The sequence below is a fragment of the Pseudomonas sp. BN515 genome (assembly GCF_029873155.1).
GTDB lineage: Bacteria > Pseudomonadota > Gammaproteobacteria > Pseudomonadales > Pseudomonadaceae > Metapseudomonas.
On the sequence record NZ_SSOH01000024.1, the window covers coordinates 116,506 to 133,418 of the forward strand.

Here is a 16,913-nt window from a genome sequence, read left to right on the forward strand (position 1 = left end):
TAAGGGCGCCTCACCGATCTGTTTCCGTGTCAGGGGGCCGAAGGATCAGCCCCCATCCGTTACCTTGATGCGTTCCACGACTCGCGCGGCCAGGTCGTCCGGCTTGAACTTGGCGAGGAAGTCATCCGCCCCCACCTTCTTCACCATCGCCTGGTTGAACACGCCGGAAAGCGAAGTATGCAGGAGGATATGCAACTTCTGCATGCGCGGATCGTTTCGGATTTCCGCCGTCAGGGTGTAGCCGTCCATCTCCGGCATCTCGATGTCGGAAACGATCATCAGCAGTTCCTGATCCGGCGCCTTGCCCTCCTCCACCATCTCGCGCAGGTAGTTATAGGCCTGGCGTCCATCGTTGAGGGCCTTGACCTCGACACCGACGGTTTCCAGGCAGCGGATCACCTGCTTACGCGCGACCGACGAGTCATCGACGATCAGGACCCGCTTGCTGACGGCCTTGCTCTGAGTCTCGATATCGATCACGCCTGCGGACACCACCTCGGAGGTAGGCGCCACTTCGGCGAGGATCTTCTCGACGTCGATGATCTCCACCAACTGCTTGTCGACCCGGGTTACCGCCGTCAGGTAATGCTCGCGCCCGGTTCCCTTGGGTGGCGGATGGATCTCCTCCCAGTTCATGTTGACGATGCGCTCCACCGAGCGCACCAGGAACCCCTGCACCTTGGTGTTGTATTCCGTGATGATGACGAAACTGTTCTTCAGGTCATCCAGGCCTCTGCGCCCGGTCGCCATGGACAGGTCGAGAATCGGAATGGTACCCCCGCGGATATTGGCGACCCCGCGCACCACCGGGCTGGACTTGGGCATTAGGGTGAGACGGGGGCACTGCAGCACCTCCTTCACCTTGAACACGTTGATACCGTAGAGCTGCGATCCGTCGAGACGGAACAGCAGCAGCTCCAGGCGGTTCTGCCCGACCAGTTGGGTACGCTGGTTAACCGAATCCAAAACTCCGGCCATGACCAGACTCCTATTACAAGCCATTGAACGCCTGCATCAGCCTAGCAGGCGGCACGAGCCTTGCTTCTATGTTTGCATGAACACCATGACGACGCTTTTCCGACACTTGATGGCAAAACGCCGCAAATCGCTTGCGGCTGTTTTACCCGCTTTGTGCTGTCTCGGCTACAGCCCCGCGTCGAGTGCGAATCTGACGTCACCTGAGGTGCTTATCGGCACAGCCGAAGGCTTTCTTGAGTTCGCCGTGGAAGATTATCTACAGCGGAGCAACATCCAGGGCCGTAGCGAAATCCAGGTCAATCGCCTCGATCCACGCCTGCGCCTGACGGAGTGCGACAAGGATTTGACGACCAGGCTGGAAAGCCCCGCCCAGCCGCTGGGACGCGTCACGGTTAGGATTCGTTGCGATGGCAGCGCCCCGTGGACGGTGTTCGTCCCGGCCCAGGTCAGGCTGTACCGTGAGGTGGTGGTGGTGACCCGGCCGCTGCGCCGTGGAGCACCGATCGCCGCCCAGGACGTGGCTGTTGCCGAGCGCGACGTGGGCGCCCTAAACCAGGGTTTCCTCACCGACCCGGCGCAGATCATCGGCCAGAAGACTACTCGCGCCCTGCTCCCCGACCAGGTACTGGCACCGCTGCATCTGCAGCAGGCCGAAGTGGTGAGCAAGGGCGATCAGGTGGTAATCAGCGCGGCGAGCGCCTCGATCAATGTCCGCATGCCGGGAGAGGCCCTGAGCAATGGCGCACCCGGCGAGCAGATCCGGGTTCGCAACCTGAGCTCCGGCCGCGTGATCAAGGCCCGCGTCAGGGCGCCCGGCCAGGTCCAGGTGGACATGTAGGCATGAATCCGCTGGCGCCGATGCGAGTTGATTTCTTAAACTCAGCCGGTACGAAAGATTTTTCTAAAGTTATCCCGGACAGGGCCGATAAAACGGTAAGCGTCCAAATAGCGTCCGAGGTTCAGCACCATGGTTATCGACTTCAACCGGCTCAATAACGGCCCCACCCCCGCCAACACGGGGCGTACCGGCAGTACCCAGGCCGGCAAGAACGAAACCGTCACCAGCGGCCAGGCTGCTCCGGCCCAGAACACCGGCGAGCAGGCTCCGGCTGCCAAGAGCGGCGAATCCGTGCAACTGAGCAGCGAAGCTCAGGTGCTGCAGAAAGCCGGCGAAAAACTGCGCGACCTTCCCGTGGTGGACAAGGAGCGCGTTGAAAAGCTCAAGCAGGCCATTGCCGACGGCACCTATCAGGTCGACAGCAATCGCGTGGCCGGCAAGCTGCTGAACTTCGAATCCCAGCGCTAGTCCACGGGCAGCGCTGGGGAACCTGGACGCCCGATCCCCCAGAGCTCGTATGCACGATACCAACCTGCTTCAGCTGTTCACCGACGATATCGGCCACGCCCAACGATTGCTTGAGCTGATGGACGAAGAATTCCAGGCCCTGGGCGAACGAGATCTCGCCCGCCTGGAGCAGCTGCTTGCCGACAAGCAGCCCCTGCTCGCCCAACTCGACCAGCATGCTCGCCAGCGCAGCCAGCTGCTGACTAGCCTCCAGCTGAGCACCGACCGCACCGGATTGCAGCAATTCGCCGAACGTTTTGCCCAAGGCCAGGAAGTGCTCGAGCGCAGCGACGAACTGGGCGAGCTGCTTGAGCGTTGCAAGGAGGCCAACGAGCGCAATGGCCGCCTGATCCGCGCCAATCGTGCATCGGTTGGCAGCATGCTCGGTATCCTGCGTGGCGGCGATACGCCCAGCCTCTATGACAGCCGAGGTGCGACGGCTAGAATCGGCCAGCAGCGCCCGCTCAGCCAGGCCTGACAAGACATTACAAGAAAGGCACGGAGACACGCAGGCACGATGCCGCCACTCTTCGTGTGACCCGCTTTTGCGTTCGGAGAGACCTGGACCGTGTCCAACCCATTCCACGAAGATAACGGCCCACAGCCCCCCAAAGTGCTCAAGGCACCGGTCGAAATCCTGGCCAATCTTCGTCTGCTGCAGCAACACCACGACCCCCTGATCATCACCTTCCACGACCGCAACCAGCGATTCCAGAGCTACCTGGTGGAGGTGGACCGCGACCGCGGCCTGATCGCCCTGGATGAACTGATCCCGAACGACGGTGAACGCTTCCTGAAGAACGGCGAAACCTTCCGTGTCGAAGGCTTCCACGAAGGCGTGCGCATCGCCTGGGAAACCCAGCAGCCGGCTACGGTAGGCGAGTTCGAAGGTGACCGCTGCTACTGGTGCCCCCTGCCCGCTGAAGTGACCTATCACCAGCGCCGCAATGCCTTCCGCGCGCCCCTCAAGCAAACCCAGCTGGTGCCCATCGAACTGGACGGCGACAGGCTGTCGGCACCGGTCAAGGGCGTGATGCTGGATGTCTCCGCCACCGGTTGCAAACTGCGCTTCGAAGGCGACCTGAGCGGCCGCCTGCAAACGGGACAGGTCTATGAGCGCTTCACCGCCAGGATGCCCATCGGCCCCATCACTACCCCTGTGGAACTGCGCCACCTGAGCTACGACGAAAAGCTCGGCATGAGCTTCGCCGGTATTCGCTTCCACAAGATGAGCGGGCTGGTACAGCGCAACGTCGAACGCTTCGTCTACCAGTTGCAACGCGAAGCGCGGCGCTTCGAGAAAGACGAACTCTTCTGATTCGAACGACGGCCAGGCGGCTGCCCGCAGAGCCTGGCCCGGTCGTTTTGTCCATCCGCGTTCAGGCAACCCCCAGCTTGATGCCCATTCGCCCGAGTCGCGGCAGGTGTTCAGGGCTGTCCAGCACCCAGAGCGATGGCAGTAAGCCGTGCCGCCACTCCAGTTCCTGCAACCGTTCACAGGTCAGGGCCAAAACCCGGTCGCTGCCCCAGGGCATGGCTTCGAACAGGCGTGGATCGACGCGCCGCAGGCCGAGCAACATATAGCGCCCGTCTTCGGTCGGCCCCAGTACCGCGTGATGGTGATCAAGCGCCTCGCACGCAGCTGACAGGTAATCGGCATCCAGCGTCGGGCAATACTGGCCGATGAGCACTACGGCATCGTTCTCGGAAAGGCCCAGCGCTGCGATTCGTCGCATTCGCTCTCCCAGGTCGCCGACCGGCTGGCCCACTACCATCCAGTCGTTATCCTCGGCCAGGGCTTCGAGGGCCTCGTCCGGCCCATCCTCGATCCAGAAGATTCGCTCGCTGAAGCCCAGCGGCGGAAGGTTGAGTACGCGTGCCACCAGTTGCCGATGCAGCCGGTCCACCCCCTCCTCCCCCAGCTCTGGAACAAGCCTGGGGTGGAGGTTGCCGGCCTGCGGTGCGCTGGCCAGCAGATGCAGGGAAATGCTCAACGTCATGACCAGATCCTCCTTGAAGTCCCAAGGCAGGCCTTGGGCTTGAAGCTCGGGTAGCCACACTGGTCGATAATTGGGCAAAAGCGATGTAGCGTTGGGCCACTACTTATTGGGTTGCGGCTGCTCCGGCATGTCGTCTGTCGGCGGCGCAGGCGGCGGGATATCGCCGTTCTGCATCTGGTCGTGCACCGCCCGTTCGTCGACGCGTGGGTCCAGGGCCGCCACCAGGGGCGAACTGGTCATGTTGTCCGGGGTGGGCACGTGATGCAGCGGCGCCTCGTCGACCCTGTGCAAGCCGGTGACCGCATCCGGCCGCACCCGCAGCACCAGCACCGCAGCGCAGAAGCAGACGAAGGCGTAGAGCATGTTCGGCCCCAGCTGCTTCATCAAGGCACCAGTCAGCAACGGTCCGATGCTCGCTCCCACGCCGAAGGTGATCAACAGCATAGCGGTCAGCGACACGCGGCGCTCCGCCTCGATATGGTCGTTGGAGAAGGCCACCGCCAGTGGATAGAGACTGAACTGCAGCAGGCAAACCACGAAGCCCACCGGGAACAGGACTTCCAGAGGTGCCGACGGCATCATCGCCAGCGGCAGGGACGACAACGCGAGCAACGCGGCAGTGCTCCGAATCAGCACTGCGCGATCATGGCGATCCGACAGCCAGCCCAAAGGCCATTGCACCAGCAGGCCGGCGAGGATGCAGCTCCCCATGAACAGGCCCACCTGGTCGATAGGCAATCCCTGGGCGGTGGCATAGAGCGGCGCCAGACCGTAGAAGGAACCAATCACCAGGCCGGACACCAGCACGGTGGTCATCGATTGCGGCACCCGTTTGATGAAGAAGCGCGGTTCCAGAGGCGCCGGATGCAGGGGCGCCGGGTGCAGCTTGCGGGTCAGCGCCACCGGCACCAGGCACAGGGCGAAGCACATGGCCACCAGCATCAGCAATTCCGGCCCAAGCCCCGGATGCAGCACCAGCACGAGCTGGCCCAGCACCAGGCCCAGGTAAGACGCCACCATATAGCCGGCGAACACCTGCCCACGCTGGCTCGCGTCGGCCTGCTCGGTAAGCCAGCTCTCGATCACCATGTACTGGCACATCATCCCCAGGCCCACGAGCATGCGCATGAACAGCCAGGCCGGCAGGAAATTGATCAGCCCGTGCCCGAGCACAGCCGCCGTCACCACCCCGGCGCACGCCACATAGGCGCGAATGTGCCCGACGCGGGCGATCAACCGGTGCCCCAGCTTGCCGCCGAGGATCAGGCCGAAGTAGTTGGCCGCCATCAGGGCGCCGACCCAGAGTCCATCCACCTTGTCCGCCGCCAGGCGCAGACCGAGGTAGGTGCTGAGCAGGCCGGAGCCGATCAGCATGAGCAGGGTGGCGAAATACAGTGCGCGAAACGACTTCCAGATCCGATGCATCGACGCTCCAGACGGCTACTTGTACAGGGAGGGCCGCCCGGACGGGCGACCCTGGGACGATCACACCTGGGAGGCGAGGATGCGCCGCTCCCATGGTGAGATCTCATCGAAGAAGCTGCTGAGCTCCATCGTCTTCGTAGCAATGTAGCCTTCGATGAACTCCTTGCCGAACAGTTCACGCGCCAGATCACTGCGTTTCAGACGTTCGATCGCAGCATGCAAGGTACAGGGCAGCAGCAATTCATCCGGCGCCTCGAACTCGCCCTGGATCGGCGAGCTCGGTTGCAGCTGCTGTTCAATCCCGTAGAGTCCGGCCGCCAGGCTGGCGGCGATGGCCAGATAGGGGTTGGCATCGGGCAGGCGGTTCTCCACCCTCCTCGCCACCGGCGCGCTGGCCGGAATGCGCAGTCCCGCCGCGCGGTTGTCGTGGGACCAGCAGGCATTGTTGGGCGATGCGTACGGGTGGCACAGGCGCTGGTAGGAGTTCACGTTCGGCGCGAAGAGCGCCGTGAAATCCGCCATGGCCACCTGCTGGCCGCCGATGAAATGGGCGAAGGCCGCAGTCGTCTCGCCGTTGGCATCGCTGAAGATGTTCTCTTCGCCGTCGAGAGTCACCACGCTCTGGTGGATGTGCATCGAGCTGCCCGGCGTGTGCGCCAGCGGCTTGGCCATGCAAACCACCTGGATACCGTGTTTGAGCGCGACCTCCTTGAGGAGGTGTTTGAACAGGAAGGTCTGGTCCGCCAGCAGCAGCGGATCGCCATGGAGGAAGTTGATCTCGAACTGGCTGACGCCCATCTCGTGCATGAAGGTATCGCGAGGCATGTCGAAGGCCTCCATGACGCGATAGACCTCTTCGAAGAAGGGACGCAGGCCATTGTTGGAGGACACGCTGAACGCCGAGCAGCCCACCTCGCGCCGACCATCCAGCCCCATCGGCGGCAGGAAGGCCTGAGTCGGGTCGGGATTCGGGGCGAAGACGAAGAACTCCAGTTCTGTGGCCACCACAGGCTTCCAGCCGTGGGCCGCATAACGCTCCACCACCTTGCGCAGCAGTCCCCGAGTCGACAGCCCTGAAGGACGGCCATCCAGCTCCTGGGCGTCGCAGATGGCCAGGGCACGCGGTCGCTCGCTCCAGGGTAGGCGATGAATCTGGTTCGGTTCAGCGACCAGGGCCAGGTCGCCGTCGTCACTGCCATAGAAACGAGCGGGCGGGTAACCGCCCATGATGCATTGCAGGAGCACACCCCGTGCCAGCTGCAGACGGCGCCCCGAGAGGAAGCCCTCCCCCGTCATCACCTTGCCCCGCATCACTCCGTTCAGGTCAGGGGTGACGCACTCGATCTCTTCAACGCCGGCCAGACGCTCGGCGAGCGGGCTGCGGACTTTGGTAGTCATGATTGTTGTCCTTGTGCGCTACAGCCGCTCTGGATGGCGGCATGTACAAAATACGCACCGGCTGTTCGAAATATCAAGCGCCGTAATAGGCCACCTGAAGCCGAAGGACTCTACCAATTGCGTCGTGCTGGGTATGGCAAGTAGAACAGAGGAAATGCTTTCTACACATCGACAGATTTCCCGCCATTGGTGTCAGTAGCAATCTCGGTTCCAACTTGCCAACGATCAGGGCTCGATCCGGCGCTGCTGATGTATCCAGTCGACGATTTCTCCTTCCGGGGCATAACCGCTGACCGTCTCTCGAAGCAACTGACGAACTTTAGCGTAATCGTCCTGCTGAACAGCCTCGAGCAAGGCTGCCAATGCCGTCTTGAGAGAATCCCAGGGTAGATACTCCTCATTGGCCCGCATGATCATCGGGTGCCCCGTCGGACTGACGTTATCGCCGATCAGCAACTCCTCATACAGCTTCTCGCCAGGCCGCAAGCCACTGAACTCGATTGCGATGTCCCCGTGAGGATTCTTCTCCGAACGCACACTCAGACCGGAAAGATGGATCATCTTTTCCGCCAGTTCGAGAATCTTCACCGGCTCGGCCATGTCCAACACGAACACATCGCCCCCCTGCCCCATCGAGCCGGCCTGAATCACCAGCTGAGCAGCCTCAGGAATAGTCATGAAGTAACGGGTGATATTGGGATGTGTGACCGTCACCGGCCCACCACGACGAATTTGCGCATAGAACCGTGGGATCACTGAACCCGAAGAACCCAGCACATTCCCGAAACGCACCATAGTGAAACGGGTCTTGTTGACCTGATGGACGGCATCATTGTCTGCAAACAAAACCGGACCCGATTCCCGGCTCAATGCCTGCAAAACCATCTCAGCCAAACGCTTGGTGCTGCCCATCACGTTGGTCGGTCGTACAGCTTTGTCGGTGGAAATCAGAACGAAGTGCTCGACGCCAGCCCTCACTGCAGCCTGAGCGGTGTAAAGAGTGCCCATGACATTGTTCAGCACGCCCTCGGCAATGTTGTGCTCCACCATTGGCACGTGCTTGTACGCAGCCGCATGGTAGACGGTGTCCACCTGCCAGGTCCGCATAATGTCCAACAGCCGCTCTGGATTACGGATAGAGCCCAGGATTGGCACCAGCCGTAGCGGCAAGGACTCACGCTCGATCCGTTGCTCAAGTTCGGAATGAATGCTGTACAGGTTGAACTCGCTGTGCTCGAACAGAAGCAGTGTCTTGGGCTCACTCGCCATGATCTGGCGGCACAACTCAGAACCGATCGAACCGCCAGCACCGGTTACCAGAACGGTCTGACCACGAATGCAACGCTCGAATAACTCCTGCTGCGGAGGAACGGCGTCACGCCCGAGCAAGTCGGTGATATCCACTTCCTGGATGTCATCGACCTTCACTCGACCGCTGGCCAAATCCATAAAGCCCGGCACACTGCGTACATGCAGAGGGAACTGTTCGAGGTGTTCCAGCACCTCACGCCGACGGGCGCGGGAGGCCGAAGGGATTGCCAGCAAGATCTCTTGCGCCCCTGTTTCATCGATCATCTGTTGAATATGCTTGGGCTTGAACACCCGCAGCCCGGCGATTACTCGATCGGCAATATCGCTGTCGTCGTCGATGAACGCCACCGGACGCATCGCGCGCCCCATACGCAGGGCGCCCACCAACTGGTTACCGGCAGCCCCGGCGCCATAGACCGCCACCTTAGGCAGACCGTCATCACGGTTCATAAATGGCACCGGGTTGTTGGCTGAGAACCAATCGCCCATAAAGTACTGGCGCATTGCCAACCGTAAACCGCCAAGCAACACCAAACTCACCCACCAGTAGTTGAACACCAGTGAACGGGGGACTGCTATCGGTGCATCGCGATACCAATACACCACAAGGGCGAGGCACAAGGCAGAAAGGGTGACAGCCTTGGCAATAGCGAGCAGCGCATCGTTACCGAAGTACCGCATTACCGCCCTATACATACCGAACCGCACAAATAATGGGATAGCAATCAGCGGGGCGATCACAAAGAGCCACAGATGCCCTTCCCATGGTTTAATCAGATTGTCGGTACCCAAGCGCACGATGAACGCCAGCCAGAGTGACAGCCACAGGAGCACTACGTCAGCGAGAATTTGCAGCAACCGCTTGCGACGCCGAGGAAGCCCCAACAGGGCAGTACGTAAGCTACTCATTCACCAAATTCCCAATCATTGCAAAGGCTCCTCTGCCTGCGTAGGCGCACGCAGACTTACTTCGTCGCAATAGCTACGACCGTATCGAGAATGATTTTCAGATCTCCCAATAAGGAATGGGAGCGGACGTAGGCTAGATAGTACTTCTGCTTGATGGGCAACACTTCCTCCACATAAGTGCGCTCCGGATCGACCGACCCTGCCAGCATCTCATTCTCGTTCCTAAACTCTATCGACGCGCGGTCAGTGATGCCTGGCCGCACCGATAGAACCTCCTCGCGCACCGCCGTGGGGTATTGATCCATGTATCGCGGAACCTCTGGTCGCGGCCCCACGAGACTCATGTCCCCGACAAAAACATCAAGTAGCTGCGGCAGTTCATCCAGTTTCGTCTTACGCAGGAAAGCACCGGCCCCGGTCACCCTACGATCGCTTCCGACGGTCAACTGAAGCCCCTTGGATTCAGCATTCACCGTCATGGTACGAAACTTGTGGATTCGGAAGATCTTGCCGTAACGCCCTACACGCTCTTGGCGGAAGAAGACCTCACCCGGAGAGTCAATCTTTATCCATATTGAGATCAGCAGGAATATAGGAAATAGGAAAACCAGAGCAAGTGCACTCACCAGAAGATCAAATAAACGCTTAAGCATGACGTGTTATCACTTCAGGGACTCCTTCACGGCACGGACAACTCTGTCGATATCGGCATCGGTCATCCGGGTGTAGAGCGGCAGCGTGGCAGTGCGCTCGTAGATCTTTTGGCTGACCGGGAACATCTCCGGAGTGAGACCATAGGTGTCACGCCAGTAGGGCTGCTGATGCAGAGGAACGTAATGAACGCTCATCCCCACCCCCAAGGCGAACATCCGCTCGATGAACTCGGCCCGGTCGACCGATACATCACCGGCCAGCTGAATAACATAGAGGTGCCAGGAATGCGTGTCACTGCCCGCTGCCTTTGGCGGTAGAATCAGAGGCAGTGATGCCAGGGCGTCATTGTAGCGCTCGGCTATGTACTGCCGCTTCTGCTGGAAAGCGTGGGCCTTCTTCAGTTGATGGATGCCAATAGACGCGGCAATGTCGGTCAAGTTGTACTTGAAGCCCGGCGCGACAATCTCGTAATACCAACTAGGAACCTTGGCGGTAAATCGATCGAAGGCATCCCTGTTGATACCATGCAGACGCATGATTCTAGCACGCTTGGCGATTTCCGCATTGCGGGTTACCACCATGCCGCCTTCACCAGTGGTAATTGTCTTGTTGGCATAAAAGCTGAAGACCGTGACATCGCTTTCCAGGGTACCGATCAGCCTGCCATCGCAGGTAGTCGGGAGCGCATGGGCGGCATCCTCTACAATCTTCAGGCCATGCCGCTTGGCAATGTCGATGATCTTGCCCATATCCGCACTTCGGCCAGCGAAATGTACCGGGATAATGGCCTTGGTGCGACTCGTGATGACCTGTTCAATGGCATCTACGTCGATGCACAGCGTATCAGCGTCCACGTCGACGAAAACGGGATCGGCCCCCAAGTAGCGAATGACTTCAGCCGTAGCAGTGAAGGTGTGGGTCGTGGTGATGACCTCATCGCCAGGGCCAATTCCCAACGCCTCCAGTGCCAGGTGCAAGCCAGCAGTTGCGGAGTTGACGGAAATGGCTTCCACGCCACCTCCGAGCCACTCTTCAAAATCGCGCTCGAACTGTTTGACCTTGGGGCCGCTGGTCACCCAACCAGAGCGAAGCGAAGAGACAACTTCTGCAATCTCTTCCTCACCAATTTCGGGAAGAGCAAACGGCAGAAACGGAACACTCGAGCCATTCATTATTCTTTACACACCTTGCTGTTAATAGATTTGGTGGAACTCAATCTTTCAGATGACGAAAATTATAGGCGTAGTGGTTCATAAGCCGGCCGCCGGCTCGCTCTTCTGACATTGAAAGAGTAAATCCAAGATCCCGATAAAATCCGTTAACCGCATCATTGCCGTTCGCATCGGTGCTGAGTTCAACTATATCGGCCGCCTTTTCCCTAGCTCTACCAAGGAAGGAGTTGACCAAAGCTTTTCCGTAGCCTCGACGCCCCTGAGCAGGAGAAATTCCGATAGATGCCAGTTCAACCCGGAGCAAGCCATCTTGACTACCTTCAGTGGATCGCCGCGAGACCAGTTTCATGTTTTCCAGTACACGCTTCCACAGTTTGGGGCGAATCGACAGATGCAGCGCCGCTGAAATCATCATGCGTTTCTTACGCGAGCCCAAAAGCGCATAGAACTTCTCCGGCTGAGCGAAGCCTGCGACAAACCCGAAAGGTTTCCCTTCATCGTCCTCAGCCACTAAAAACAAGCTTTCCGAGTAATCAAATACCGTCTGGTAATACGCTTGAAGAAATGACGGCCCCAGAAGGGTCATAAGGAAGTCAGGAAAAGCCATTTGATGAATCTTCGCCACTAAAGGCAAATCCGAAAGCAATGCAGGGCGAACAGCAACGCTGTTAGAATCAGGCATGTCCAAATTATTCCGTTACCAGGGCCAGGATACGAGAAACATGCTCGACGCCATTCTTCTGGGACATGTTTTCTCGATAGTAGCGTTCAGCGGCTGCGCCAAATACAGCGAGTTGTTCGGGCGTACACCGAGCCATCTGCAACGCAGTTTCGGCAATGCTTGTCGGCGTGCAGGGCCTGGCGACCATTCCGGCACCAGCCTTCTGAATGATTTCCGCGGACTCCCCTGCCACCGCCATCAGGATTGGCTTGCCCATCGCCATGTAGGCCTGGGTCTTGGACGGCACAGTAATTGCGAATACCGGATCATCCGCCAGGTGCACCAACAATGCATCGGCTTTCGAAAGCTCGGCGCCGATGGCCTCCGGCGGAACGCTACCGCGAAACTCCACATTCTCCAAGCCCAGAGAGGCTACCTGCTCCTTGAGACGCTGGCTTTCAATTCCATCCCCTATGAAAATGAACCGGATACCTCGCTCGCCGTCCTGCTGAAGCAACTGAGCGGCCTGGATCACGCTGCCCAATGCCTGGGCGGCCCCCAGATTGCCCGCGTAGATAATATCGAAGCTGCTTGTGCCGGAGTGAGACTGATCGGAACGCTTTAACCTCGACTCATCGCACCAGTTGTAAATTCGATGAATCTTGCTCTCAGGAACTCCCTTCGCGACAAGCGTGCGCTTGTAGCCTTCTGACAGCACCACAATGGCCGACGCACGCTTGTAGACCCAGCCGACGCAGCGCTCGATCAAGCTAACTCCGCGCGGATTGCGGAGCATGCCCGTGGCAACCAGAGCCTCAGGCCAGAGATCTTGAACGTCATAGATGAATGGCCGCCGATGGATACTACCAAGAATGGCGCAGGCAATCCCCCCCACCATCGGCGGGAAGTATGAGTAGATAACATCCGGCTTGCGGCCGACAAACAGTGAATAGAAAAACGCCGATGCCGAAAAAGACGCATAACTCAGTAGCCGCTTGAGTGCCGAACTGCCGTGAGCCACATAGGAAGGCAAGCGAACCACACGCACCCCTTCGATGTTTTCCAACTGCATCAGGCGCATGCGATAGCCCGGGTAGATCCGGCCACCGGGGTAACTGGGGTAGGTGGTAACAACTTCGACTTCGTACCCAAGTCTGACGAGTTCCTGAACGAACGAAAGCCCCTTGATTGCATTCTCCGGGTCGAATAGCTGGGTAATAAGCTGAACTCGCACGAAAACCACTCCCTCCTCACGGCAATTTGTGTCGCGTGACTAAAGCCACGCCTGATAGGTAGGTGCCACACCATCCAAACTTTTGAAACTGACACTTATTGCCAGATACCCTTCGCGAGAAAGAGCTCACAATCTCTCGCCTTCCCATACTCCCTGGTTCCAGCTCAAACTTCCCGAAATACTAATTGCCAAACTCGATCGGCCGCTCAACTTCTAGGATATCCCGCCTCCTTATCGTTTAGCGCATCGACCTCCCAGTTTGCAGACCTCTCCGAAGCCATCTTTGCAGGCTGGACCAATACCTCCTTGAGGGAAGGTCAAGTGGATCTTCCGGCCAATCCAGATCGATTGAATGCGCCCGTCACCCAGCGCACGTTTCCCCTGCGACCGAAAACGCTACACAAAGACGCTGGGGCGACAGGACGGCCGAGCGTTTTAGCGCACGGAGAGCAACAAGAAGCCCACGCCCGCTGGCAACGAACATTGGACCGTCAAACTGACTACTGTACCTTCCAGACATTGCGCATCACATAGTCGCGATAGCTGTGGATGATACGGACGACCTTCTCTGCCACATTCGGCATGCTGTAATCAGAGACCAGACGCAGGCTGCGCTGTTCATCGCGCCCTTGCTTTTCCAGCACGAATAGTCCTTGCATCACTCGCTCTAGATCAAGACCGACCATCATGGCGGCAGCCTCCTCCATCCCCTCAGGACGCTCATGCGCCTCGCGGATATTGAGTGCAGGGAAATTCAGGATGGACGATTCCTCGTTAATGGTACCGCTATCCGAAAGCACGGCTTTGGCAGTCAGCTGCAGCTTGTTGTAGTCCTTGAAACCAAGCGGCTTCAACAAACGCACGTTGGCATGGAACTCTACACCCAGAGCATCGACGCGTTTCTGTGTTCTGGGATGGGTCGAAATGATGACCGGATAGCCGTAATGCGCCGCAACGGCATTGAGCACATCGACTAGCTTGAGGAAGTTCTTGTCCGAGTCGACGTTCTCCTCACGGTGAGCACTGACCACGAAAAACTTTCCTGCTTCCAGCCCCAAACGCTCCAGGACTTCCGAAGCCTCGATACCATCACGGTAGTGATTGAGTACCTCGAACATTGGACTGCCTGTTTTAACGATCATGTCCGGCGGCAAGCCCTCGCGCAGCAGATAATCACGCGCAATGGTGCTGTAAGTCAGATTGATATCGGCGGTGTGATCGACAATGCGACGGTTGATTTCTTCTGGTACACGCATGTCGAAGCAGCGATTACCGGCCTCCATATGGAAGGTCGGAATCTTGCGGCGCTTGGCTGGAATCACCGCCATACAGCTATTGGTATCGCCCAGCACGAGCAAGGCTTCCGGTTTTACCTCGGCCAGCACACGGTCTACGGCAATGATTACATTACCAATAGTTTCCGCACCACTGGCGCCGGCTGCATTAAGAAAATGATCAGGTTTGCGAATGCCGAGATCCTGAAAGAAGATCTCGTTCAGCTCGTAATCGTAATTTTGACCAGTATGCACAAGCACATGCTCACAGTACTCATCCAGCTTGGCCATGACACGTGACAGGCGAATGATCTCCGGGCGGGTACCCACTACAGTTACAACTTTCAGCTTTTTCATTGCAAATCTCTGTTGAAGTGGCTTACGCCTCGGTGCCGACCGTTCGCGCATAGGTGTCCGGGTGTTCACGGTCAAAAATCTCGTTGGCCCAAAGCATCACAATCATTTCTTCATCACCGACATTAGTGATGTCATGGGTCCAACCGGGTACGGTCTCGACAATTTCCGGCTGCGCTCCCGTGGTGAACAGTTCATGGAATTCACCGGTGACGATATGACGGAAACGGAAGCATGCCTCGCCCTTGATAACGAGGAACTTCTCGGTCTTGGAGTGGTGGTAATGGCCACCTCGGGTAATGCCAGGATGTGCAGTGAAAAAGGAAAACTGACCCGAGTCGCGAGTTTTCAGCATCTCAACGAACACACCGCGAGGATCGCCATATTTCGGCACCTCATAAGTGAAGCGCTCGGGCGGCAGATAGCTGAGGTAGGTCGAGTACAGAGCACGCACCACCCCAGTGCCGACCGCCTCGGTAATCAACGTTCGACGGCTGTCTCGGAAGGTGCGCAGTTGCTCTGCCAGCTCGCCAACGGTGATGCTGTACTGCGGATCAACCGTGACGAAGGGGGTACCGACCAGCCGGCCTTCCATTACCGCAATGAAATGGGCAATCACATCATCGATATAAACCAGGGTGATGCGCGCCAGTGGGTCATTGATCTGGATAGGTAGATCGCGAGCAATGTTGTGGCAGAAGGTAGCCACCGCCGAGTTGTAGTTCGGGCGCGCCCACTTGCCGAATACATTAGGTAAACGGAAAAGGTGAACAACAGAGCCGTATCTGTTGGTCAGGTCAAGCAGTGCCTGCTCAGCGCCGCGCTTACTGCTGCCATAAGGGTTATCCAACTCTGCCTGGCTGGATGACGTGTACAACAGCGGAATTTTACGGCCACTGTTTTCGATAGCCTCACACAGCTTGCGCGTCAGATCGGCATTGCCACTTTGAAACTCCTGGGGATCTTGTGGGCGATTGACGCCAGCCAGGTGAAATACGAAGTCGACCTGTTCTACAAGGCCAACCAGCGCGTCTAGTGGATCATTTCGCGTAAAGCACAACACTTCGATATCTGGTCGCTCCGCCAGATGCGCAACAAGATTCCGACCGACAAAACCGTTGGCACCGGTGATAAGCACTTTCATCGATCATTCCTCTGGCGTAGCGTGCTCACCACGCTGGATAGCACGCATAAAATCCAACTTGAGAAGCAGATGCTGCATTCCCTCGACATCAAGACGTTCGGTGTTGTGCGAGTTATAGTCTTCCATATGCGAGATCTTCTCTTCGCCTTGCTCGACAAACTTGGCGTAGTTGAGATCACGCAGATCCGGCGGTACACGATAGTAATCGCCCATGTCTTCTGCACAGGCCATCTCCTCGCGGCTAAGCAACGCTTCATACAACTTCTCGCCGTGCCGAGTGCCAATCACCTGAATGGGATGCTCAGGTTTGTCAAGCATCTGCGTGAGTGCCTTGGCCAAAGTTTCCACCGTGGCGGCCGGCGCCTTCTGCACAAACAGATCTCCGTTGTTGCCATGCTCGAAGGCGTACAACACCAGATCTACGGCATCGGCTAACGTCATCATAAAGCGCGTCATGTTCGGGTCAGTCAACGTCAAAGGCTTACCAGCACGAATCTGCTCGATAAACAGCGGGATGACCGAACCACGCGAGGCCATGACGTTACCATAACGGGTACCACAGATAACCGTCTTGTTGTCATCGGCATTGCGCGACTTCGCCACCATGACCTTCTCCATCATTGCCTTGGAAATACCCATGGCATTGATGGGGTAAACAGCCTTGTCAGTGCTCAGACAAACAACCCGCTTGACACTATTCTGGATAGCCGCCTCAAGCACATTTTCGGTACCCAGAACATTTGTCTTCACCGCTTCCATCGGGTGAAACTCACAGGAAGGAACCTGCTTTAATGCAGCAGCATGAAAAATAAAATCTACGCCACGGGTGGCATTCAGCACACCCTGGTAATCGCGCACATCACCAATATAAAACTTCAGCTTTGAACTGAAATAACGCTTTCGCATATCATCCTGCTTTTTTTCGTCACGACTGAATATACGAATTTCTTTTATATCAGTATCAAGAAAGCGCTTTAGCACAGCATTACCGAAGGAACCTGTACCCCCTGTTATCAAAAGAACCTTATCAACAAACATGTGTCAATTCCTATCT

At 57.9% G+C, this 16,913-nt stretch carries 16 protein-coding genes; 4 read left to right on the top strand and 12 right to left on the bottom strand.

Annotated elements, in window-relative coordinates; translation table 11 throughout:
• Nucleotides 1-45 precede the first annotated feature (45 nt).
• Nucleotides 46-978: a chemotaxis protein CheV gene (locus E8E91_RS06625; RefSeq protein ID WP_280375084.1), complete on the bottom strand. Its 933-nt coding sequence runs from the start codon at nt 976-978 to the stop codon at nt 46-48.
• Nucleotides 979-1,054: 76 nt separating this feature from the next.
• Here E8E91_RS06625 and flgA point away from each other — a divergent pair, with 76 nt between their 5' ends.
• The 4 genes from flgA to E8E91_RS06645 all read left to right on the top strand — a co-directional run bounded on the left by flgA (nt 1,055) and on the right by E8E91_RS06645 (nt 3,641).
• The gene (gene flgA / locus E8E91_RS06630) at nt 1,055-1,816 is read left to right on the top strand and encodes a flagellar basal body P-ring formation chaperone FlgA (RefSeq protein ID WP_280375085.1); all 762 of its coding nucleotides are present in this window, start codon (nt 1,055-1,057) and stop codon (nt 1,814-1,816) included.
• Nucleotides 1,817-1,945: 129 nt separating this feature from the next.
• Complete coding sequence (gene flgM / locus E8E91_RS06635) at nt 1,946-2,284, top strand: flagellar biosynthesis anti-sigma factor FlgM (protein ID WP_280375086.1); 339 nt, start codon at nt 1,946-1,948, stop codon at nt 2,282-2,284.
• Between the two features lie 49 nt (nt 2,285-2,333).
• Entirely contained in the window at nt 2,334-2,801 is a 468-nt protein-coding gene (locus E8E91_RS06640) for a flagellar protein FlgN (protein ID WP_280375087.1), read from the top strand.
• A gap of 90 nt (nt 2,802-2,891) precedes the next feature.
• Complete coding sequence (locus E8E91_RS06645) at nt 2,892-3,641, top strand: flagellar brake protein (protein WP_280375088.1); 750 nt, start codon at nt 2,892-2,894, stop codon at nt 3,639-3,641.
• Between the two features lie 61 nt (nt 3,642-3,702).
• Here E8E91_RS06645 and E8E91_RS06650 read toward each other — a convergent pair whose 3' ends face one another.
• From E8E91_RS06650 to E8E91_RS06700, 11 genes are all read right to left on the bottom strand, one after another.
• Complete coding sequence (locus tag E8E91_RS06650; RefSeq protein WP_280375089.1) at nt 3,703-4,323, bottom strand: TIGR04282 family arsenosugar biosynthesis glycosyltransferase; 621 nt, start codon at nt 4,321-4,323, stop codon at nt 3,703-3,705.
• Between the two features lie 99 nt (nt 4,324-4,422).
• Nucleotides 4,423-5,748, bottom strand: coding sequence for an MFS transporter (locus E8E91_RS06655; RefSeq protein WP_280375090.1), 1,326 nt, complete (start codon nt 5,746-5,748; stop codon nt 4,423-4,425).
• 60 nt (nt 5,749-5,808) lie between these two features.
• Nucleotides 5,809-7,044, bottom strand: a complete 1,236-nt coding sequence (locus E8E91_RS06660; RefSeq protein WP_280375111.1) for a glutamine synthetase family protein — start codon at nt 7,042-7,044, stop codon at nt 5,809-5,811.
• Between the two features lie 327 nt (nt 7,045-7,371).
• Nucleotides 7,372-9,366, bottom strand: coding sequence for a nucleoside-diphosphate sugar epimerase/dehydratase (locus E8E91_RS06665; protein ID WP_280375091.1), 1,995 nt, complete (start codon nt 9,364-9,366; stop codon nt 7,372-7,374).
• A 56-nt stretch (nt 9,367-9,422) separates the two neighbouring features.
• Nucleotides 9,423-10,019 (bottom strand): sugar transferase, encoded by a 597-nt coding sequence (locus E8E91_RS06670; protein ID WP_280375092.1) that lies wholly within the window; start codon nt 10,017-10,019, stop codon nt 9,423-9,425.
• 9 nt (nt 10,020-10,028) lie between these two features.
• Nucleotides 10,029-11,192 carry a DegT/DnrJ/EryC1/StrS family aminotransferase gene (locus E8E91_RS06675; RefSeq protein WP_280375093.1) on the bottom strand — a complete coding sequence of 388 codons (1,164 nt, stop codon included), beginning with the start codon at nt 11,190-11,192 and terminating at the stop codon, nt 10,029-10,031.
• 40 nt (nt 11,193-11,232) lie between these two features.
• Nucleotides 11,233-11,874 carry a GNAT family N-acetyltransferase gene (locus E8E91_RS06680; protein WP_280375094.1) on the bottom strand — a complete coding sequence of 214 codons (642 nt, stop codon included), beginning with the start codon at nt 11,872-11,874 and terminating at the stop codon, nt 11,233-11,235.
• A 7-nt stretch (nt 11,875-11,881) separates the two neighbouring features.
• Nucleotides 11,882-13,087 (bottom strand): glycosyltransferase family 4 protein, encoded by a 1,206-nt coding sequence (locus tag E8E91_RS06685; RefSeq protein ID WP_280375095.1) that lies wholly within the window; start codon nt 13,085-13,087, stop codon nt 11,882-11,884.
• Between the two features lie 500 nt (nt 13,088-13,587).
• Nucleotides 13,588-14,718, bottom strand: a complete 1,131-nt coding sequence (wecB, locus tag E8E91_RS06690) for a UDP-N-acetylglucosamine 2-epimerase (non-hydrolyzing) (protein WP_280375096.1) — start codon at nt 14,716-14,718, stop codon at nt 13,588-13,590.
• Nucleotides 14,719-14,740: 22 nt separating this feature from the next.
• Nucleotides 14,741-15,859, bottom strand: coding sequence for a capsular polysaccharide biosynthesis protein CapF (locus tag E8E91_RS06695; RefSeq protein ID WP_280375097.1), 1,119 nt, complete (start codon nt 15,857-15,859; stop codon nt 14,741-14,743).
• Between the two features lie 3 nt (nt 15,860-15,862).
• Nucleotides 15,863-16,897: a polysaccharide biosynthesis protein gene (locus tag E8E91_RS06700; RefSeq protein WP_280375098.1), complete on the bottom strand. Its 1,035-nt coding sequence runs from the start codon at nt 16,895-16,897 to the stop codon at nt 15,863-15,865.
• Nucleotides 16,898-16,913: the final 16 nt, after the last annotated feature.